Annotated in this window: 15 protein-coding genes and 1 tRNA gene; 9 read left to right on the top strand and 7 right to left on the bottom strand. The window is 36.2% G+C overall.

The features are described 5' to 3' along the window. Positions 1 to 1,451: 1,451 nt before the first annotated feature. Together HCUR_RS01190 and fabF are read left to right on the top strand one after the other, a co-directional pair. Entirely contained in the window at positions 1,452 to 1,748 is a 297-nt protein-coding gene (locus HCUR_RS01190; protein WP_104206377.1) for an acyl carrier protein, read from the top strand. After that, positions 1,745 to 3,007: a beta-ketoacyl-ACP synthase II gene (gene fabF / locus HCUR_RS01185; RefSeq protein WP_104206376.1), complete on the top strand. Its 1,263-nt coding sequence runs from the start codon at positions 1,745 to 1,747 to the stop codon at positions 3,005 to 3,007. The genes HCUR_RS01190 and fabF overlap by 4 nt, the downstream gene beginning before the upstream one ends. 2,558 nt (positions 3,008 to 5,565) lie before the next feature. Here fabF and HCUR_RS07660 read toward each other — a convergent pair. The 5 genes from HCUR_RS07660 to HCUR_RS01160 all read right to left on the bottom strand — a co-directional run bounded on the left by HCUR_RS07660 (position 5,566) and on the right by HCUR_RS01160 (position 10,107). Beyond that, entirely contained in the window at positions 5,566 to 5,787 is a 222-nt protein-coding gene (locus HCUR_RS07660) for a hypothetical protein (RefSeq protein ID WP_129591815.1), read from the bottom strand. 767 nt (positions 5,788 to 6,554) lie between these two features. Continuing rightward, the gene (locus tag HCUR_RS01175; RefSeq protein ID WP_104206374.1) at positions 6,555 to 7,898 is read right to left on the bottom strand and encodes a sigma-54-dependent transcriptional regulator; all 1,344 of its coding nucleotides are present in this window, start codon (positions 7,896 to 7,898) and stop codon (positions 6,555 to 6,557) included. Positions 7,899 to 7,944: 46 nt separating this feature from the next. After that, complete coding sequence (gene fabZ / locus HCUR_RS01170) at positions 7,945 to 8,439, bottom strand: 3-hydroxyacyl-ACP dehydratase FabZ (RefSeq protein ID WP_104206373.1); 495 nt, start codon at positions 8,437 to 8,439, stop codon at positions 7,945 to 7,947. A gap of 4 nt (positions 8,440 to 8,443) precedes the next feature. Further along, positions 8,444 to 9,439 (bottom strand): UDP-3-O-(3-hydroxymyristoyl)glucosamine N-acyltransferase, encoded by a 996-nt coding sequence (gene lpxD / locus HCUR_RS01165; protein ID WP_104206372.1) that lies wholly within the window; start codon positions 9,437 to 9,439, stop codon positions 8,444 to 8,446. 26 nt (positions 9,440 to 9,465) lie between these two features. Then, positions 9,466 to 10,107, bottom strand: a complete 642-nt coding sequence (locus tag HCUR_RS01160; protein WP_104206371.1) for an OmpH/Skp family outer membrane protein — start codon at positions 10,105 to 10,107, stop codon at positions 9,466 to 9,468. A 235-nt stretch (positions 10,108 to 10,342) separates the two neighbouring features. Between HCUR_RS01160 and HCUR_RS01155 the strand changes: the two genes are divergently transcribed. The 6 genes from HCUR_RS01155 (at position 10,343) to HCUR_RS01130 (ending at position 16,114) form a co-directional block, all read left to right on the top strand. Further along, positions 10,343 to 11,614 (top strand): signal recognition particle protein, encoded by a 1,272-nt coding sequence (locus tag HCUR_RS01155; protein ID WP_104206370.1) that lies wholly within the window; start codon positions 10,343 to 10,345, stop codon positions 11,612 to 11,614. Between the two features lie 604 nt (positions 11,615 to 12,218). Further along, positions 12,219 to 12,491 carry a hypothetical protein gene (locus HCUR_RS01150; RefSeq protein ID WP_104206369.1) on the top strand — a complete coding sequence of 91 codons (273 nt, stop codon included), beginning with the start codon at positions 12,219 to 12,221 and terminating at the stop codon, positions 12,489 to 12,491. 878 nt (positions 12,492 to 13,369) lie between these two features. Beyond that, positions 13,370 to 13,442: transfer RNA gene (locus HCUR_RS01145), tRNA-Ala, on the top strand. Positions 13,443 to 13,465: 23 nt separating this feature from the next. Beyond that, positions 13,466 to 14,707, top strand: a complete 1,242-nt coding sequence (locus HCUR_RS01140) for a lipoprotein-releasing ABC transporter permease subunit (protein ID WP_104206368.1) — start codon at positions 13,466 to 13,468, stop codon at positions 14,705 to 14,707. Continuing rightward, positions 14,700 to 15,452, top strand: a complete 753-nt coding sequence (locus HCUR_RS01135; RefSeq protein ID WP_104206367.1) for an ABC transporter ATP-binding protein — start codon at positions 14,700 to 14,702, stop codon at positions 15,450 to 15,452. The genes HCUR_RS01140 and HCUR_RS01135 overlap by 8 nt, the downstream gene beginning before the upstream one ends. Further along, entirely contained in the window at positions 15,449 to 16,114 is a 666-nt protein-coding gene (locus tag HCUR_RS01130) for a glutathione S-transferase family protein (RefSeq protein WP_129591814.1), read from the top strand. The genes HCUR_RS01135 and HCUR_RS01130 overlap by 4 nt, the downstream gene beginning before the upstream one ends. 676 nt (positions 16,115 to 16,790) lie before the next feature. Here the strand turns inward: HCUR_RS01130 and HCUR_RS10025 are convergent. After that, entirely contained in the window at positions 16,791 to 16,925 is a 135-nt protein-coding gene (locus HCUR_RS10025) for a transposase (RefSeq protein WP_104206410.1), read from the bottom strand. 1,650 nt (positions 16,926 to 18,575) lie between these two features. On the opposite strand from HCUR_RS10025, the gene HCUR_RS01110 reads away from it, so the two are divergent. Further along, complete coding sequence (locus HCUR_RS01110; RefSeq protein ID WP_104206364.1) at positions 18,576 to 18,782, top strand: hypothetical protein; 207 nt, start codon at positions 18,576 to 18,578, stop codon at positions 18,780 to 18,782. 584 nt (positions 18,783 to 19,366) lie between these two features. Here HCUR_RS01110 and HCUR_RS08135 read toward each other — a convergent pair. Continuing rightward, positions 19,367 to 19,513, bottom strand: coding sequence for a hypothetical protein (locus HCUR_RS08135; protein WP_165780608.1), 147 nt, complete (start codon positions 19,511 to 19,513; stop codon positions 19,367 to 19,369). Positions 19,514 to 19,734 lie beyond the last annotated feature (221 nt).

Below are 19,734 nucleotides of genomic sequence, written 5' to 3'. Positions count from 1 at the left end.
CAGCGCTGCTCTGGGTTCTTTTTTATAGTAATTTAGTTTGAAAATAGGATTATATTTATTATAATGATGAGAAAATCAAAAAAAATAACAGAGATGGTAAGAATAAAATATAGAACAGACTTAAAAAAAGCATAATAGAATACATAAAATTAGGGAATCATCAAAAGACCAGCGCAACAATAGTTATGGTGAGTAAGATATTTCAATTCTTTCAAATCCCGTTTTTAAGCTAAATTACTATAGAAGTTATGTTGAAAAAATACAACCTCACCATAGAAATTTCCTTTAAAAAAAGCAAAAATAGGCCCTTAGAACCAGATGAAAAAAAGTCCAACAGAGCATTTTCCCCAATACGGGTAAAACGTTGAACACGGGTTTGCTTCGCTCAAAGTCTTTGAAATTCTAGCCGAAAGCTATAAAAAAAAGTGACACTATTAAGTTAAGTTCAACATTATTTCTTGGCATCGTTAATCTTAATTTTTTCCCATCTAAAAAGTGTTATGATTAAAACCACGCCATATCTATCCATCCCCTAATCTCTCAAAATTAGGCTTACGGGGCAGATCTATTGGTATTTCTATGCCCGTTTTAAGGTGTGAGAAGCGCTTATCCAATCAGTTAATATAGAATTTTCTCCTCGTTACGCTTTGAACAAGATGAATTCTTATTCTGTTATAAGTTCTTCTATACGTTGATTTTTATAGTGTCTGAACCGTCTGTTAAATCTATCCGTGCTTCAGTCTAATACCTCAAATTACTTTTTTACACCATTTACCATTCTTATGGTATAACATTTTTTCACCCTACCCCCTATCTTTGAAACGCTCTATATCCACGCTACTTTCAGTACCATACACAAGAGATCCAGGGAGTATCTTTTTTCTGACTTTCTGAATATTTATCTTACTTTTCTTACTTTACTTCTCTAAAAGCAAAGGGGGGACGTGATCACTAAATCCTAGATTCTTTAATACTACTGCGGTATATTTTTTTCTTATCGTAAACCCAGCCTTAGTATTGTTTAATCTAATATTCGCATGACTTTTTGACAAATAATTTTACTTTTACATAGTCTATTCTACGTTGACACCCTAAACATTCTTTAGCATCGTAATTTTTTTTCTTACAATCTACGACTCCATCTACTTACTGTCTTCTTGTGTATTTCAAATACCTCTAATACTTCCTTTTGTGTTTTACGATGGTTACTATAATCTATCTAATCTTAAATTAGTTAACACGTATTTTTTAGGGTATGCAAAAAGTCTAATCCTCAGTTCAAAATTATCCTCTACATCCTTAATCTCAAAAACAGATTTTACCACATTTAAATTTTTTATTTTTCTTTTAAAAAGAGTGTTTTTAAAACGTGCAAAGGGGACTAGATAAAAAATTCAGATTATGCTAATAGATAATATGAACTTTTTAAAATAATTTACATTAGGGGTCTTATGACTAATCATTCCAACTCAAACGTTTTATCGGAAACAAAAAAAAAGAGTACTGATGAAATTTTTCAAGAGATATCTGAAATTCTAGTCCGCTCCGTGGCTCACAACAAAGAAATTACCATGGAGTCAAGTATTACAGGAGATTTTGGTGCAGATAGTTTAGACCAGATTGAGCTGGTAATGGAGCTAGAAAAGCAATTTGGCTGCACAATTTCTGATGAAGAGACAGGAAAAATTAAGACAGTAGGAGATATTGTCGGATTAATAACACGGTTATCCAACGAAGAACCCTCATGACTCGGCGTGTTGTTGTCACAGGGGTGAGTGTTATTAGTCCTCTTGGCATGGGAGCGGACTGGGTTTGGAATCGCTTGATAGAAGGGAAAAGTGGTATTCGAACTATTGATCTAGGAGATGAAGAGATTCCTTGTAAAATTGCAGGTATAATCCCCGAAGGTACCCAGGAAGGAGAATTAAACTTTGGGCATTGGATAAAGCCTGGAGAATTAAGAAGAATGGACCGATTCATTGCACTTTCTGTAGTCTCTAGTCAAGAAGCACTCCAAGATTCAGGGTTTGATCCTCGTTCTGATCCTGAACGAACTGCGGTATTTTTTGGTGCTGGGATTGGTGGCCTGCCGTTTATTGAGAAGAATGTGAATGCTCTTGCTTGTCGTTATAAAGACGTGAGTCCATTTTTTGTTCCCGGCGCCTTGATTAATTTAACTGCGGGACAAATCGGAGTATTGACGGGAGCTAAAGGTCCGAGTATGGGATTTGCTACAGCCTGCGCCGCTAGTGCTCACGCACTGGGAGAATCTTTTTGGGCTATAAAAAATGGTCGAGCAGACGTTATTATTTCCGGAGGAAGTGAAGCAACAGTATGCAAAATTGGTATTGCAGGCTTTTCTGCCATGAAAGCGCTTTCTGTACGCAATCAAGAACCAGAAAAAGCTTCTCGACCTTGGGATAAACATCGAGACGGGTTTGTGATGGGTGAAGGAGCAGCTACACTTATTTTAGAGCATCTAGATCATGCAAAAAAAAGAAATGCTAAAATTTATGCAGAGCTTGTGGGATATGGTGCCACCGGTGATGCTTACCATATTACCGCTACTTCTGGGGAGGGCGCTTATCGTAGTATGAAAGAAGCTTTACAAGTAGCAGATATTACTCCTGAAGCCCTGGGTTATATTAATGCTCATGGTACCTCTACTCCATTAGGAGACAAAGTAGAGCTGGAGGCGGTAGAGCGTCTTTTCGAGAATGTTTCGAGAGAAAAGCTTCCACTCATGTCGTCTACTAAATCAGCAACCGGACATCTTTTGGGAGCTTCTGGTGCATTAGAGGCATTTTTTTCTATTATGGCGTTGCGTCATCAAATTGTGCCTGCGACCTTAAATTTGACTTCCTTTGAGCCTACTCAGCGTAACTTAGGGATTGACTTAGTTCCTTGCTCGTCTCGTAGTGTGGCCCATCTTCGTTATGTACTGAGTAATTCTTTTGGATTTGGTGGAACTAATGCTAGTTTAATTTTTAAAGCTTGGGATTCTTGAAGAAGCGTCAATAAAAAAATAATTTCACTGCACGAGATGAGTAACATTTTTTTTAGTGCTTATTGTAATTAATTTCTAAAATATCTTATACTATTTCTAAATTACAATTAAACGTGGTATACCGTTTCAGACTATGTATTAATGTGAGTTAATAAGTGATCATAAAACATATTTATGGAGATTTAAAATAGAAAAAAAATTAGCGTAATAGATTAGAAAAGTATGGATGAGGCTGCAATGGATCTAAAAGAAATAAAAAATCTAGGAATAGCAGCGAACAGGCTTCAAGCAATCATTTCATCCTATGAAAATGATGTAAAAAACTACTTGAGCTATTAGATTCAAGCTGGAATACATTCAACAGGTAGCACAAAGACGATTAAGATCATGGCACAAAAAACTTATGAAAGAATAAAATCTGTCTCGTTTAAAGCGTAACAAAGATTAAAAGTCTATATTAATTGAGTGGATAAGCAAAAAATCTACTTATACCTTAAAAAACCGAGTAACACAAAACATTAATTTTTTTAGGATATAATCCCCTAACAGTTAGAAAGCACTCTTATAAATTCAGCATACAAAATACAAGAGAAGTTTAAAAAAACTAAAGTCAGAAAAACTGATCTGAAAAGTATATTTTTTTGATGAATAGTGAAATTGGGTACATATTCTATAATAGGCTTTCCATAGGTAACAAAAAGCACAAAAACTAGGGAACGTCTCTAAACTTTCCTATCCTTTCAAGCAAATAAAAATCTTGGCCACTAAAAAAATTATTCCTATCAATGTCACGGCGTGTGGCTATTGGCTTAAATGGTATAAAAAAACGTTCAACACCACTTCGTTTTTTCTAACTGCGTTTATTGTTCGGTATTAATAATTAATCGATCATTTTTTCTGGGACTAACAGTAGTAATTTCACGATTTAATAGAAAAAACTTTTAGCTCTTTATACCATCATTTTATGCCTTTCCACCCAAAAAGTATGGGTAATAAAATTGCTTGTTGCGTTTTTCTTTTGCTCCACTTACTCATTTAAAACTCAACTTTTTAATGTATTTTGGTACTAAGCTCCTCCAGGCGCTTATGCTTCTTGCCCGCCTGTTATAAGATTTCTACTGCACGTTGGTACATTTTGTTATAAATGCTTCCCATCCTAGTCCATTCGTGATAGCTATCTTTTTGAATAGCGCTAATAACGCGATCTAATTCTTCTGTTGTACACCAACGGTTATAGTCATTATCAGTAGTTTTGCATGACCCCTATTTTGGTAAATCGCGCCAAGGGGCTCTCCTTAGGAATCTCCCACTAAACCACTTCTATAAAAACACGACTATAATAAATTACATTGAATGAGATGCATAAAAAAACTGTTTTAAAGTATTGTAAAGATAGGTAAACTCAAAAATTTTAAGATTAGAGCTTCTGAGTCAGTACTTTTTTTATTTCTTGAAAGACAAGAAAGCCTTTTTCGGGTGCCCGTTTGGAATCATAGAGCAGCAAATCTATTCTTAAGATTGACAACTTTCAGCACCAATTCCAAATTTGATATTCTGGCCCTTACCCTTGTTCCTGTATCTTTCAGACAGAATTTTGAATGTCTTAATGTCACCCAGGATATTTTTCACCATACTGCCTATCTTTGAAAGACCTTAAGTATATTTCTTTATTCTCCTATGATTTGTTTTTACTCAATGTGTAGGGGACTTCTGACTTTTGATGAATGGGGTGTATCCCTTGATAACCAGCACCACCATAGACTAGAGATTATTTTGGCAACAGCGGTTCTTGTTTACAAAAGGTAAAACGTGAACTGATCAGAGATGGAATTTTGCACTCTGAATAGGCTACTCGCTAGCATAGATAGGTCAAATCTTCACCTTCTGTTTTAGAACATTTTACCTTTAGGAAAAGGCCTAATATTTTTGAATAATCCAGCATACTGGAATCATTTATTCTAAACATAAAGCTTATCAACGCCTGACTATGATGTAGCTTGAAATCGTAGTAGTTTCAACTATTGCATCTGACGTCAAGCTTATAATCATGGCTTTTTTATGCCTGTTTAGGAGATCATTTTTAACAAGAATCTGATGAAATAGTGCGGGATAAATATCAAAAAAGTATTGAATAGTTCTGGAATTATTTTTTATCTTGTTGGATCGTATTGATATAGAGGGTCTTTTTTTTTCTAGATCGCTTTCCATAACTTTACAAAGTTTAACTAAAATTACAAAAAAGCCTTCCTTACGAAGAAGATCTAATGCTTTTATTCCTATCATCTTGACGATTATTTTGATTCTTAAAATATTATACTTCTCAACTCTATCAGGCACAATAAGAATTTCTGTGTATTAACATAGCTGTTTTACTTTAAAAATCCCAGTTTTCCCTTCCATAATGTATGTCTTGTAGGGTAACCCGTGTGTAAAATTTATAATGACGTAAACCATTTTTCTAACCTATTAAGGCATATTTTAGTCAAGGTTAGTGGAATAACTTTGGCTGATGAAGTAGACCTCTCATACTCTTTGGATAGCCTTTTACAATGATGGAATCAAGCAAATAAATGCTCTACAATCCTGTGCTGGACCTTAACCCAATTAGTGTGTTCTGCATCTTTTACACTGCTAAGCAAAGCCCCTTGCGTATGAAGATCAACCCACTGGTGTAGATATCCTTGATGCGCTAAAATTCTTATTAGCCTTGGAGCGCTCTCCTTCAAGCAAAATAATACTTTTTTGGCACATTTTTTATCATGAGGCCTAGCGCTGTGCACATCACCATTTAGCCAATAGCCTAAGGGGCTTCCCCCTAGATATTTTTTCTTACCCTTTTCTTGCTTCTATCGCTTCATTGTTTAACAAAGCGTGGGTCCATGTTCTGATTATTCATGATTCCTATGCTAGGACTTTGCTTTTTTCACTGCTTCATTCTAATGATATCTCTGGATTTATCCATCAATGCTTCAATGATTTCTCTATGCTTTAGCTTATTAAAGTCATTCAACACTCTCTTTCATGGCCTAAACTCTTTAGAGCAATTCCTCCAAAACAGCTATGTTTCAATATAAACTATGCTGCTCTATATTCGTCTAGCATCCTTATGGGGTAACTTTCCTTTGCTTTCCCGTGCGCTTGTTGGTTCCTTCCTCTATAACTTTTTAGGTTTCGTCTTTGAGATCCCGTGTATAGCGTTTTGATCTCTCTCATCTCTCTTTGATATCAATTCTGTACTTTATTTCTGCTATTTTAACTTTTTACGTGACGGCTTTTAAGAGATAAACACAATCATAATCATTACTTTGTAATCGCTAGGTTTTCATAAAAACGCATAGACTACACCCATGAGATCCCGTATGCCCTTAAAGGCTTTGACCACCCAAAGCCTCAAGCTCCTTTACTTTTACAAAGCGCGTTATAGTACTGAGTACGTTTTTAGAAAAATCAAGTAGTTTTTGAAGATCTATAGTCTTTTTGATCATTGCGCTTGTACTTTTTTAGGAATTTTAATTTTTTTTGATGCCTTCATTGAGTTAGAGTAAAATTATACAAAAGCCCGAATTTTATTTTTTTCATTGATTTTTTCCCGTCGTTCACTAAGATGTTTGATTTTACGATGAAGCGCTGAACGCTCCATTCCAATTTTTCTTGCAACAATAGACACATTGCCATTTTCTTCCGAAAGACGGTACGAAATATAAAAATATTCGAACATAGAACGTGCATCCGTCAAAGAAAGAGAGAACAGGTCTTGATGGACAGAGCTAGACGGAACTACCACGGGAAGTACAAAATTTTCTGCAGTTAAGGTATCGGTTTTAGCCACAATCACGGCGTTTTCAATAATGTTAGAAAGCTGAGTGATGTTACCAGGCCATTCATATAATTGTAAAGCACGTAAAATGACTGAATCAAGCGGCTTAAGAGATTTTTGGTAGCGGAGGGAAAAAAATGAGATTAAATACTCTACCCAAAGCTTTAGCTCATCTTTGTGATGACGAAAGGCCTTGAGAATAAAATGATTAAGCGCTATACGATCAAAAAATTCTTTAGAAAAAGTAGAAGATTGAGAAAAAAATGTGTCCCGAGCAGTAGCTAAAAACCTCACATTCAAAGGCACCAAATTTTGGCTATTAACACGATATATTCCGTTTAAGTCCCAAAGCTCAGACAAAATTTGTTGTAATGAAGGATTTAAACAATCCACATTACGAAGAATAATGGTCCCTCCCTGAGCTTGTTCAAAGATACCGACGTGCCTTACTGTCTGATGTTCTTCCATTCCTAACAATTCCAGCTCTTCCAATGTATTGAGTTCTTGTGCTTCTAAAATCAAAATCGATTTATCTTTTCGGGAAGAACGTCTCACCATTTCTTTTGCAATAGCAGTTTTTCCTGTTCCGTCCTCACCCAAAATTAAAACTCGCGCATCCGTAGCGGCAAGCCGTACCAAGGAAGGAGCTAACGGAAAAGGCCATGCGGGTGCTTCATTCATAGCCATAACCTGATGCATACGAAGCTGGGCATGCTCTAAGCCATGACGAACACATAAGAGTAATCGATCTAGGTCAAAAGGTTTTTCTAAAAAATCATAAGCACCCCGTTTAATAGCTTTCACTGCAAGCTCTAGCGTAGCATGACCGCTAATCATAATAATAGGAACCAGGGGAGACAACTGTTTAATGCGTTCAAGTAAATTTACTCCATCCCAAGAATCTTTTCCAAACCATACATCCAGTAAAATAAGTTGAATATTTTCACTTTTAACTTTCTGCATCGCTTCGTCTGGCGTTTGCGCAACATGCGTTTTAAACCCTTCATCTCCTAAAATACCTTTCAGCGTTTTACAAATTTCTTTATCATCATCCACCACCAGAATCGTATACATCGGAGCTCCTAGTTTTACCGTTTCACTCAAAAAATAATCCCAATCCTTAGCTTGGGTAGACGTCAGTGGAAGAAATTTTTGCTGTATATACTGCCTCCGCCACTAACTTTTCGCCTACCCAAGCTTCTCCCTTAAAAGTCCAAACATACCCTCGTTCCTGCTCTTTTTGTACATAAAGCCGCAACGTATCTCCAGGCTGTACAGGAGTTCTAAATTTTGTATGATTTAACGACATAAAGTAAACAATATGATCTTTAGAAGTTAAATTCAAAGAATGCATCACCAAAACAGCTGCAGTTTGTGCCATTGCTTCTACAATTAATACTCCCGGCATTACAGGACGTCCTGGAAAATGCCCAGGAAAAAAATATTCGTTCATGGTAACATTTTTGATACCCACGGCACGTTCTCCTGGAAACACGTCTACAATTCGATCCACCAACAACATGGGGTACCGATGAGGAATGTATCGCATAATATCTTGTATCGGAAGCTCAATTCCTGATGAAATTAAACTTGCGGAAGAAACAACAGAACTCATAATATTACTCCCTATCCTTGGACACTAAACGTCGTAAACAAATAATTTGCCTTTTCCATTTCTGCAGAGGCATCGCAGGAATTCCGGCGAGCTGAGCACCAGGACAAGACGCGTGCATCACACCACTTTTTGATGCTACAGATGTGCCAGCCCCCAAATGTACTCCCGGAGCTAATCCTACTTGCCCCCCCAATATACACGCATCTTCTACGTAACAACTGCCAGATAGTCCAGTTTGTGCTGCTAATACCACATTGCATCCTAATTGAACATTGTGTGCAACCTGGACTAAATTATCGATGCGGGTTCCGTCGCCAATACATGTATCTTCTAAAGTGCCCCGATCAATTGTGGTATTGGCTCCCACCACCACATCAGATCCGATCTGTACTTTTCCCCAGTGGGGAATATCCACAGGACCAGAATCTGTAATAATAAATCCGAACCCTGATTGACCGATACGGGCACCAGAATGAATGTGGACCCGATCTCCCAGCTGAGCATGAAACACAGTTACATGGGGACCAATGTGACATTCTTTTCCCACGCACACACTTTTACCGATAACGGCATGAGATTCTAAAATACACCCTTCTCCCAACACGCTGTTCTCTTCTATCACAACAAAAGGGCCAACACTACAGGAATTGGGCACTTGAGCTGTTGGATGAATCCAAGCAGAGGGATGAATTCCTGGGAGTATTTTTGGTGAAATTTTTTTGTTTATAGCTTTCATTAACGTGACACAAGACTCCCAAGGGCTCTTACACAATAAGGGAAGCGTTTTTTCAGACAAAAAATGTTTATGCTCAGGACGGACAAAACACGCCCCAGCGTTACACTGAACACTATTTTTCAGTAAATCCAGACGATCTAAAGAAGTGACCTGATGAGGTCCCGCAGTTCTGAAGGAGGCAACACCAGAAAATTGCTTTTCTGATGCTGCACCATTTATCAATGTGTGTTTGTATATAAAAAATACATCAAAAATAAAAGGCATAAATAAATCCTTTTTCGCGCTCTCTGTTAATTTTTTATTCCTGGAACATATTCTTTTAAAGTATCAATACGTTTTTCCATTAAACGCGCCACTTCAGAGGTGAGATCCATAACACTTATATTGAGTTCAGCGCGATCTACGTGCAGAACAATTGCACCGTTCAGAACCAAAGAAATTCCATACTTTGAACATAAGTCGTCTAAAATTTTCTGCATCTCTTGATCTAAAAGCTTGGCGACCGCTTGCTCTACGGCATAAATTTTTTGCTGTATTTCTGTGTGAGACTGTTCAAGTTTCGTAACACGATCCTCAAGATCTTTTCTTTTTGCATTATATTTTTCTTCTCCAAGTGGTCCTCGAATTCCTTCTAATTTTTTCCATTCTCTTTCTAGGGCATTTTTTTCCTTGACCAATCCAGCGGTATGTTTTTCTCGCCATTGTTCTACATCTTTTTTCCACACACGATAAGCAGGAAGAACTTCTAGAATATTATTGAGTGAAACAACCCCTGTTTTTTTTACACTGGAACTTTGAGAAAGTGCTTCTTTTTTCTGCTCTTTGTTTTGATCCGCATAGCTTAAACCCAAAAAAATAAGACAGGAAAAAAAACAAAATAAATTTTTGGATAGTTTGTCTAAACTTGAGTGCCAAGTTATGTTAAAAATCATAATTCTGATTTCTAGAATACTCTCTCTTGATCATTGTAATTTTTTTTTTAAAAATCAAGTACCCACGGTATAATAAATAGGTAAATGCATACACCATAATTATAAATATTTCTTTCTTATCTAGAGCCGGTTTCCAAGAAATTAAACTTTAAAATTTCTAATGAGTTTATTTAAGGCTTGATTTTTATAGTAATTTAGGCTAAAAATTAACGGTAGTTTTTATATACATAAATTTATGTTCGGACGCTTAGGAACTGCTCTGCGTAGCGCAGTTCAACGTATGGGTATGGGATCTGTAATCACCCAGAAAGATATAGAACGAACCTTGCGAGAAATCCGTGTTGCGTTGCTAGAGGCCGATGTGGCTCTTCCTGTAATCAAAGCGTTCTTAGGCCGTGTTCAAGAGCAAGCATTAGGAAAAAACATTGTGAGATCATTGCGGCCAGATCAAGTCATTAGCAAAATTGTGTACGACGAAACGCTTGCTCTGGTGAATAACGCTCCTGTACAGTGGGCAAAAAATTCTTGTATCTTGGCAGTGGGGCTTCAGGGAAGTGGAAAGACGACGCTGTGTGGGAAACTAGCCTTTATGTTTCAAACTCAAAAAATTTCAACGCTCTTAGTATCTTTGGATCCTTATCGGCCTGCCGCTCAAACTCAGCTCACGGTTTTAGGACATAGTATAGGTGTGGATGTGCTTTCTGTAGTGCCAGGAGAAGATGTATATACTACGGCAAAAAGAGCGCTAACATATAAATCTTCCTATGAACATGTTATTTTCGATACTGCGGGACGGCTTCACGTAGATACAGCGCTGATGCAAGAACTGACGGAATTACAAAATATTCTGCGTGCAAAAGAAGTCTTGCTGGTTTGTGACAGTCTTATAGGACAAAGTATCACAGAAGTTATTAAGGCATTTTCCCAGTTTCCTTTGACGGGGATAGCATTGTCAAAATTAGATGCCAATCACAAAGCCGGCGTTATTTTATCGTTGAAATCACTGTTAAATCTTCCTATTAAAATTTTAGGTACTGGTGAAAAACCTCAAGATTTTATGCTATGGGATGCAAAGCGCATTGTTAATCGCATATTAGATCAAGGAGATTTGACAGAGCTGGTAGAAAAAACTACCCAAGCACTTTCCAAAGAAACACAAGCCCAGCAGTTACAGCGCCTGCGCCAAGGAATATTTACTCTGGATGATCTTATTCTACAAATGAATGCTTTACAAAAAATGGGGGGATTATCTTCGCTTTTAAAGCTTATTCCAGGAATGGGAACTGTGCTCGAGTCTCTTCAAAATAAGGATACATCCTTTAAAAAGGAAAAAGCAATTTTATCTTCTATGACTCCTAAAGAACGAAAAGATCCCAAAATATTAGACGCATCTCGAAAAAGACGTGTGGCAAAAGGAAGTGGAACAACAGTCCAAGATATAAATCAGCTATTAACACGCTTTGGAAACATAAAAAAAATTCTTGGAAATCTTCCAAATAAAAGATAGTTAGACAATAATTTCACGCATTATTTTAAGAACTCTGAGAGCATTATAATCTTTTTGTATAGTAAGCACATCCGGGATTAGCAAAACAAGATCGACAAACGAAAAAATAAAGTGAATTTAGAGGTTAATGTTTTGTAAACTTTGAGTTACTTTGATGCAATCCATATACTGTTGCGATGATAATTTATTGAAAAAATAGCTGTATTACTGTGTTTAAAGTATATAGTAGTACTTATACACAAAAATGTGAGCTAAAAATAACACCAAAATCTACTGGCTAATCTCTTAAAAGACACTGTAAAGCGCTAGGACTGAACCTGGAAGACCTATATAATTGGGACTATTAAGGCCATGTTTAAAAGTCACTAATATCATGATGCTGTATTAGATTCGTAATGTTACAAAAAAGACTAAAAATAAATGGTAGTACAATTTTGCACTTATCTTTTGATCATTATCTAAATTTTATGTATTTTACTGCGTTTTTTTTAAGTCTAGGTTATATTGTCTTCTTGACATCCCTATTATCTTTTTTTCTATTTTCTAATAATTATAATGCTTTGTAGTGCTACAGGAGAAGTTGATCATAGGGTGCAGCGCCGATATGAAAGCGCTTTTAAGAGAAAAAAATTTATGGAGTAGCTTGAGCATGTCTTGCCTTCAATATGCCCAAGAAGGACTACGCATCATTATGAATCATGCTGCTTTTTTAGGTCTGCAAAAACCAAAGTGCTCATTGAAAGCTCAATACTCCCTTCTTTTTCTTGATCACGACTCACCAGCCCTCAATCCCATAAAATATTGGTCGCAAAAAATCAAATCTATTCTCAAGCCTCTTATAGAAATTTACAAAATCTTATTGGTCAATGTTGATTAATTTGTTAGAAAACAATTAAAAAAATAGCCTATACAGCTCTGCGCTGCTCTATTGCCTCAAGCAAAAGAAGAGTGTATTTTGTGAAGCGGACTCTTTAGGGCTAAGCATTGCAAAAAAAAATATATGATACTCTGAAATTTTTGTTCTATAAAAAGCGGAGTAAAAATGGCAGTTAACCATTCTTTTATACATATAGAAGATTTTGTTTCCACCATAAATAGGCACTTTCAGACAGAGTTTTAATGCTTTTTCTGCACAATCGTAGTGATGGGGCTCAGTTTTTCGAAAAGAAGACCGCGCAAGTCTCCCGATCCAGGTGAGTAAAAAACACAGAACGTGCTAAAAGGTGCTAAAAACTTTTATCATTTTGGACAAAAAATGCCACCCATTAAAAACGGGAATCTGTGTTACGCAGCAAGAGGGTATTAAACAGCAGCCTGCTTCTCTAAAAGAGAAGGAAAGCTTTATTGCTTCGGGCTAACGTGCATCAAAGAGTTGATCTTACTTATAAATTCTAAAAACACAGCCTCTGAAGGAAAAAACTTTTAATAACTGTGCTTTAGTTTTATTATCATTGTCAGTATAGTTTCGGTGACATCAAAACGTTCAAAAGCATGGCCCATCCTTAGCACACACAATCAAACGTGACAGCTGCAACGTCATCATCATGGCCGGTATCCGGTGTCGTAATCCTCAAAAATGACTTCTCATAGACCCCGTTGTAAAAAAGAAAAACTTTGTCTGGAGAACAAGGAGTTCCTCACGGGTCTAATTTATAATTTTTAAAATTTTATGCAACTCTTAGAAGTTATCTATAAATTACTTTTGAAAAGATCTTTTCTCCTTTGAGAAAATACTGTAGACTAATTTTTATACTCGGGGTTGTAGCTCAGTTGGTAGAGTGCGTCGTTCGCAATGACGAGGTCAGGGGTTCGAATCCCCTCAGCTCCACAGTGAGGCTTGAGGTCACTAACATGTTAAAATCTCCAGAATGGTTTATTGCCTGGCGTTATCTTTGGACTTCTCGAAGAGAACGATTTATTGCAATTATCGCAAGCTTTTCTTTTTTAGGTATCGCCTTAGGTGTTGCAACATTAATTTTAGTGATGTCTGTGATGAATGGATTTAGAGAAGAACTTGTGGCAAGAGTCATTGGATTCAATGGCCATTTACTGCTTTCAGAAGGAGAAAAGTTGCAAAATGTATCTGAAGTACAAGCGCAAGTAGAAAAAATTTTGGGTGTAAAATATACAGCGCCCCTAGTTCAAAGGCAAATATTAATGACTTCAAAAAAAGAAGCGTGTGGATCTGTAGTGCAAGGGTTAACCCCAAAAGTGCTCACAAAACGTCCTTTAATTTCAAAAAATTTAATTTCTGGGGATTTAAGGAATTTTTTGATGTCCGGTGACGCTATTATGATTGGAAGTGGTCTTGCACGTAAGCTTAATGTTCGTGTCGGTGATGGAGTCAAGCTTACAACGCCTCAGATGAATCGCACAGCGTTTGGATCTTTTCCGAAGACTAAATTTTTTAAACTTGTCGCCATTTTTAAGAGCGGTATGCATGAATATGATCAAAATTTTTCTTTTATTCCTCTAGCTACGAGCCAAATGCTATTTTCCTTGGGAGATAATGTGTCTGCATTAGAGATCTTTGTAGAAGATCCAGATCGATTACAGAAAATTAAACTTGAGCTAAAAAAAAAATTTCCTGATTATTACGTGCACGATTGGCAGCAAGTGAACGAAAAATTTTTTTCTACTCTGGAAGTACAACGAAATATTATGTTTTTAATTTTAATGCTTATCGTTTTGGTGGCAGCGTTCAACATTATTTCTTGTTTAATGATGTTGGTGAAAGATAAAACGAAAGACATCGCAATTTTTCAAGCATTAGGCGCCAATCAGTCTTGTGTGTTGCGTATATTTTTATACGTAGGCTCTTTTATTGGCGTTTTTGGCGCCTTTGTCGGAACCGGAGTAGGACTTTTATTATCCTATCAGCTGGACCGCATTCGCTTATTTTTAGAAAGTCTCTCTGGATGCAAGTTATTTAGAGAAGAAATCTATTTTTTAGCACACTTGCCCAGTAGAGTAGATCTAAGCCAATCTTTTTTAGTGTGCGGTCTTGCGATTGTATTAAGCATTTTAGCAACTTGGTATCCCGCTCGAAAAGCTTCTCGCTTAGATCCTGTAGAGGGATTACGTTATGAGTAATCATCAAAATTTTGTTATGCGTGCAGAAAATTTAAGCCACAAATATCACTCATTACCGATTCTTGAAAAAATAACTTTATTTTTATCCTCTGGAGAATGCGTGGGATTACTAGGACGTTCAGGCTCAGGGAAATCTACTTTATTAAGTATTTTAGGATTATTAATGATTCCTCAATACGGAAGAATTTTTTTACGTGCTCAAAAAGGATTTGTCGATATTAGAATGCTCAATAATTACCAAAAATCTTACTTAAGGCGTGTTCATATCGGCTTTGTATTCCAATCTCATTGTTTACTGCCAGAGTTTAGTGCATTAGAAAACGTAGTGCTTCCTCAACGCTTGAATGGAAAATCAATAAAAGAGTCTCACACTTACGCTAGAGCGCTTTTGGACTATGTTGGACTTTCAGAACGTCTCTATCACAAGCCACATGAACTCTCTGGAGGAGAACAACAACGCGTAGCCATTGCTCGTGCGCTTTCCAATCGACCTACAATTTTGTTGGCAGACGAGCCTACCGGTAACTTAGATTCAGAAACTGCTCGAGTGATTATTCAATTATTTCACCATGTGACACAGCATCACGGCGTTGCATTGTTGATGGCTACCCATAATGTAGAAAGTTTAAAGCAATTTCATAGAGTTTATACGTTGGAATCAGGCTTACTGGTACCAGTATTTCAGGAAGAAAAAGCGCCATTAGAGTCTTTTTCGTGCACTGTAAAAGGAGTCGTACTTCCTTGAGAACATTGTACCATAGTGCATTTTGTCCTTTTTCACGAAAGATAGCGTTCGGGCTTAAAGAAAAGAAATTAGAATTTGAACATCACTGGGAAGTGATTGGGAAACCTTCGTCTCGACTCTTAAGTTTAAATCCCTGGGGAGAACTGCCCGTCTTGGTAGACCAAAACTTGGTGTGTATTAATCATTATGTTAGCAACGAATATTTAGAGGACGCTTACCCGAGTCCAGTACTTATGGGGGAAAGTAATGCCTATCGTGTTGAAGTACGAAGGCTTATCTCATGGTTTGATAAAATTGTATACCAAGATGTATTTTGGAAATTGTTTTATGAAAAAATTCTAAAATGCCAACTACATCGTATAGCACCCGATACTAAAGTACTAAAAACTGGGTATGCGTTGCTGCAAGAACATATGGAACATCTAGAACAACTCACCGAGACCCATCATTTTCTTGCCGGAAAATATTTTTCCTGGGCAGATATTGCAGGCGCTGCGCATTTATCCTGTATTGATTATATTGGAGACATTCATTGGAAACAATTTCCTTCTGCTAAAGAGTGGTACTGTAAAATCAAGTCTCGCCCTGCATTTCGTCAATTTTTGAATCAAACACTATCGGGTGTAGCGCCCTCGCCGTGCTACAATCAGTTAGATTTTTAAGAAGGAAAGTATTAATTTAAAAAAAGTTAATAAATAGGCTATAGTCAATTAACTTTATATAGCGTATTATAACAATTATCAATAATAACATAAAGTATTAAACTCAAAAATTGTACTCTTAATCGATAGGTTCATATTAGCCAGAATTGCTTTATTGGATTCATGTCAAGTGAGTATAGTGACAGCAAGATGACAGTGTACCTAACGAATTCAATGAACTCTTTAGTCTTGTGCATCTTATAGAAACTTATATTATTTACTATTAAAAATTTTACTGATTTTAACTTTTTTATTAACGATTACTCTACCCAAATATTGAATAGAGTTGTATTATTTATTGTTTATTAATACTACTATATTGTGTGCTTCTTTAGAATATGTACTACTCTTTTTACAAAAAACTTTTATCCTTTTTTTCCCTCTTCCTCCATCTTTTCAAAAAATCAGGTCAATGCCACTTTCATCAATCTTTATAAGGCTTTAAGATATATCCTTTATGGAATCTTGGTACTGATCTCATTTCGCTTCCTCATAGGTTAAGGTTTTTGAAGCTATAACCTAACTTTTTTTCGATATTTAAGTAGCGACTTTATCTACGTATCTTGACAAGCGCGCTCAGTGCTTTTTCCCGTATTCCTTCGATTTTGCATTTTTGATAAAACGAATGCACAGTGGACTATGGCGGAAAATCTTTAGAAAGCATTTTCCATGGGCAGCCGCTCTTTATTATGTAAACTACTCCATTAACACGCTCTTTCTTCTGGTGTTTACTTTTATTACCATACGTGCCCCAGGCAAAATGATCCTTAATAAGCTTTTATTCATGATCTGTTAAATTTCTTGGATCACGCGTTCTGATTATCTCTAAGCTTGACTATACTCCCTCCTTTGATCCATCAATATAAGTTCTACAATATTCTTTAGCGAGAGCAACGGATCTCTTAATGCGCCATAGGCTGTATCCAGGAAATCTACCCCTAAATACAGCATAAAAGTCCAAAGATTTAGAAACAGTCACGCAAACCGTTTGTTTACCCTATGGAGAATTATTTTAGTGAAGGATAGTGAAATAAATGCTTTGGCTGATTCAGTAGACCTCTTATAATTTTTGGATAGTCTTCTAAAATGATCTAGCCAAGTAAATGAACCCTCTACAAGCTATCGCCTTACTGGACTTTCACTCCCTTAGTGTGTTCTGCTTACTTTACAATGCTAAGCAAAACTCCTTGCGTATCAAGAAAAAGCTACTGCTGTAGATTATTCTTAATCCGTTAAAATGTTCACCAGCCTTGGAAATTTTTCATTCAAGCCAAATAAGACTCTTTTGATACACGTGCTATCATGAGGCCTAGCGCTTGTGCACATCACCATTTAGCGAATAGCCCAAGGTGTGAACCTGTCTCTTTCTTGCTTCCATCTCTTCATTGTTTAAAAGCGCGTGGGTTCATGCTCTGGCTCTCCATCAATTCCTATGCTAAAAATTTGCTCTTTTCCCCTCTTCTGAGGATAGCTATGGGTTTATCCATCAATGCTTGAATTCCCCCTTTATGATTTAGCCTGTTCAAGTCATTCAATATTCTCTTCCATGGCCCAAACTTTTTAGGGAGATCCCTCCAAAAACAGTCGTTTTCGATATAAACTATGCCCTTTTATACCAGCCTAGCATCTTTAGGTGGCGTCCTTCATTGCTTTCTATTGCGCTTGTTGATTCCTTTTTCTATGATTTTGCACGCTTCATTTTTTAGATTACTTGTATAGCTTTTTGACTTCTTGCACCTCTCTTTGAGGTCAATCCTATACTTTATTCCTGCTATTTAAACTTTTTACGTGACTGGTTCTAAGACACAATTTTTTCACTTTTTTGCTCAAGCCTTTATGTTTATACATGTTTCGTTGAATAGAGCTTCCATTAATATATTCAAGGTTTTCTGGGGGGGGAATATCTTTTATAGCTTTTTAGTACTTCTCTTTCTTTTCTTACTTTTTTATAGCTGAATCCAAGCTTTTTTAATACTACTGCTGCACGCCCTTGGCTTGTAGAAAGTTCAATCTCTATATCACTTAAATTTAGTAGCCTTACTATTCTTGAAAAACAATTCTAATTTTTTATAATCAAGCTTACCTTTGTAACATAAGAACCCCAAAAATTTATGATGCTTTCTTTTGTCTTTTTTTATTGAGACAATTATATTACTTATCTTTTTTAAATCTTCTTATATGGACTTTTTGTTATTTCTTTTTTTACAATATTAGCTTTTTGTACCTCATTCAATATTATTTATTATGATAAATGCATATTATGATAAATGCATCGCCTAAGCTTTTTTTTATCATTTTTCTCAAAGCGCGTGACAGATTTCTTGCTTATTTTGATTTTGCAGTGAATGCTCTTTTTCCTTACTCAAGAAGAAATTTTATTTTTATTTAAAGTTTATTTGTTATATTAAAAAAGTAAAAACAAATGGAAGTAATTATGTTTAATTCTGTTAAATTCTTATTATTTACTTTTTTCTCCATAGGAACACTCTATGCGCAACCGCTAAGCACTAACCGTACATCTCAACCACAAAACCTTCCAAGCGCTGAAAGTACCAATATTAAGCAAAAAATAGAAAATATTAAAAAGAAAATTAAGAAGTTGAAAGAATCTAAAAAAATGAAACTCTAGAAACTTAAACTCTGAGGAAAAAACCTGCTTTTTTAGGTTTTCTTCGAATCGTGGCTACACTATTCTACTTAACAGGATTTAGTAATTGTTTAATTATTGAAGTAGTTTATTTCTAGAAGCCCCCTGTTTCTACGTGTAAACTATAGTAAATCATATAGTATTAGGTATGAAAAGAAAGCAGGTTATATCCTCATATTACTGAGCAAATTCTGTAATTCTGTCTTTATCGTTCCATAGTAGATCAGAATTTCTCAATGAGGTTCAGATCGGGCCCATATGGGGGTAAGAAAACTCGCTCGAAATTAACCGATTCAATAGCCTATTTTGTCTTATAAGCGTTATGGAATAAAGCATGATCTATAATTAGGCCGGGCTTTAGGGCTTTGATTCAACCTCTGTTCTACCCAATGATTAAAAAAACCCTTATTGCAAGACCCGTTATGGGTGCTATGGATGGCTTATTCCAGCGATACTATGGGTTCTTTTGGAACAGGTACTATGGCTTCTTACCAAACCAGTGTTTTACTTCTTCTACCTGACTTTCTTTCTTTGCAAAGCGTCTTCTCTATACTACGCGTGTCACTCTATACAAGACGTCCAGGCGCTATATCGTTGATTGTTTCTTTAATATGTATTTCTTCACAAGTCTTCCCACAGGTCAAGAGTTTTTTATCGTTACAGTGCCACTCTTTAAGCCTTCTATAAATAGAGCCTAGCGATCGCTTGCGCATGTTTTATATTCTTTATGTTCGACCTCTGTACAGGACAAAAGTTTATCTCCCTGTAAATACCCGCTCAATTACAGTGTTTTGATTAAAAATTGACGCAATATCATTCACGAAATTGTTAACCGAACGATCAATTTTAAAAAATAATTCCCGCAGCAGATCCAAGCCAACGCGTAACACGCTTTTTTCCAAACGACCATGCTTTTTCTTTTTGATAGGGGCTT

This window comes from Holospora curviuscula, assembly GCF_002930195.1.
GTDB classification, from domain to species: domain Bacteria; phylum Pseudomonadota; class Alphaproteobacteria; order Holosporales; family Holosporaceae; genus Holospora; species Holospora curviuscula.
The sequence above is the reverse complement of the archived record's forward strand: the minus strand, read 5'-3'. Positions and strand labels throughout refer to the sequence as shown.

What these genes read in the sequence shown, in the direction of transcription:
- HCUR_RS01190 (WP_104206377.1), top strand. Translation starts at nt 1,452, where the DNA reads ATGACTAATCATTCCAACTCAAACGTTTTATCGGAAACAAAAAAAAAG.
- fabF (WP_104206376.1), top strand. Translation starts at nt 1,745, where the DNA reads ATGACTCGGCGTGTTGTTGTCACAGGGGTGAGTGTTATTAGTCCTCTT.
- HCUR_RS01175 (WP_104206374.1), bottom strand. Translation starts at nt 7,898, where the DNA reads ATGTATACGATTCTGGTGGTGGATGATGATAAAGAAATTTGTAAAACG.
- fabZ (WP_104206373.1), bottom strand. Translation starts at nt 8,439, where the DNA reads ATGAGTTCTGTTGTTTCTTCCGCAAGTTTAATTTCATCAGGAATTGAG.
- lpxD (WP_104206372.1), bottom strand. Translation starts at nt 9,439, where the DNA reads ATGCCTTTTATTTTTGATGTATTTTTTATATACAAACACACATTGATA.
- HCUR_RS01160 (WP_104206371.1), bottom strand. Translation starts at nt 10,107, where the DNA reads ATGATTTTTAACATAACTTGGCACTCAAGTTTAGACAAACTATCCAAA.
- HCUR_RS01155 (WP_104206370.1), top strand. Translation starts at nt 10,343, where the DNA reads ATGTTCGGACGCTTAGGAACTGCTCTGCGTAGCGCAGTTCAACGTATG.
- HCUR_RS01150 (WP_104206369.1), top strand. Translation starts at nt 12,219, where the DNA reads ATGAAAGCGCTTTTAAGAGAAAAAAATTTATGGAGTAGCTTGAGCATG.
- HCUR_RS01140 (WP_104206368.1), top strand. Translation starts at nt 13,466, where the DNA reads ATGTTAAAATCTCCAGAATGGTTTATTGCCTGGCGTTATCTTTGGACT.
- HCUR_RS01135 (WP_104206367.1), top strand. Translation starts at nt 14,700, where the DNA reads ATGAGTAATCATCAAAATTTTGTTATGCGTGCAGAAAATTTAAGCCAC.
- HCUR_RS01110 (WP_104206364.1), top strand. Translation starts at nt 18,576, where the DNA reads ATGGAAGTAATTATGTTTAATTCTGTTAAATTCTTATTATTTACTTTT.
- HCUR_RS08135 (WP_165780608.1), bottom strand. Translation starts at nt 19,513, where the DNA reads ATGCGCAAGCGATCGCTAGGCTCTATTTATAGAAGGCTTAAAGAGTGG.